At 40.2% G+C, this 1,070-nt stretch carries 1 protein-coding gene; it reads left to right on the top strand.

What is annotated here, in order from left to right; translation table 11 throughout:
- A partial coding sequence (locus tag CVU84_17630) for a type VI secretion protein (protein ID PKM93090.1) occupies positions 1-1,070 on the top strand: 1,070 nt, incomplete at both ends.

Raw genomic sequence — 1,070 nt, forward strand, 5'->3', positions numbered from 1 at the left:
CAGCAGGGTTTTATGTGTGTTGGGCCAACGGGTAGAAATGTGTTCGGCAGTCAGTATGAAAGGGTGCTTCCGGCATCATCAGTCGCCAATCTATATCCCTTCAACTATTCGGGGAAGACCGATAGCAATGGCTTTTATTTAGGCAGAGACAAATATGGATCCAATGTCATTGTAGATTTTGACAAGAGAGATGATGACAAAACCAATCCGTGTATCCTCATCTTGGGTAACTCCGGGCAGGGCAAGAGCTATCTCTTGAAACTCATTTTGTGCAACATACTGGAATCTGGCAAGAATGTCATCTGCCTTGATCCTGAGCATGAGTATGTGGAGCTTGCTGATAACATCGGTGGATGCTTTGTAGATTTGATGTCTGGTGAGTACATGATCAATCCGCTTGAACCCAAAACATGGGATGAGGGTGGATCGCCACAAGATAAGGATGCACCCATTGCTTTTAGACAGGCAACAAAACTCAGTCAGCATATTTCATTCTTAAAAGACTTCTTTAGATGCTATAAGGATTTTGATGATAAGCATATTGATGTCATTGAAATTATGCTTGGCAAGCTATATAGCAAGTGGAATATCAGTGACAATACCAATTTTAAAAGCTTAAGTTCCAATGACTATCCGATCCTTTCAGACCTTTACCAATTGATAGAAGAGGAATATCAAAACTATGACAAAGGCAAATTTCAACTTTATACGACAGAACTGCTTCAAGAAATACTTCTTGGGCTCCACTCCATGTGTCAGGGTGCTGAAAGTAAATTCTTTAATGGACACACCAACATCTCATCGAATCGCTTCATAGTGTTTGGTGTAAAAGGCCTGCTTCAAGCGAGTAAAAATGTCAAAAACGCTTTGCTTTTCAATATACTTTCCTTCATGAGCGACAAGCTTCTGACGGAAGGCAATACAACTGCTGGGATTGATGAGCTCTATCTGTTCTTAACCAATCTCACTGCAATTGAATATATCCGAAACTTTATGAAACGTGTGCGTAAGAAAGAATCATCGGTTATTCTAAGTTCTCAAAACCTTGAAGATTTCAATATCGAAGGGAT

It is taken from the genome of Firmicutes bacterium HGW-Firmicutes-1 (genome assembly GCA_002841625.1).
Taxonomy (GTDB): Bacteria; Bacillota; Clostridia; order Lachnospirales; family Vallitaleaceae; genus HGW-1.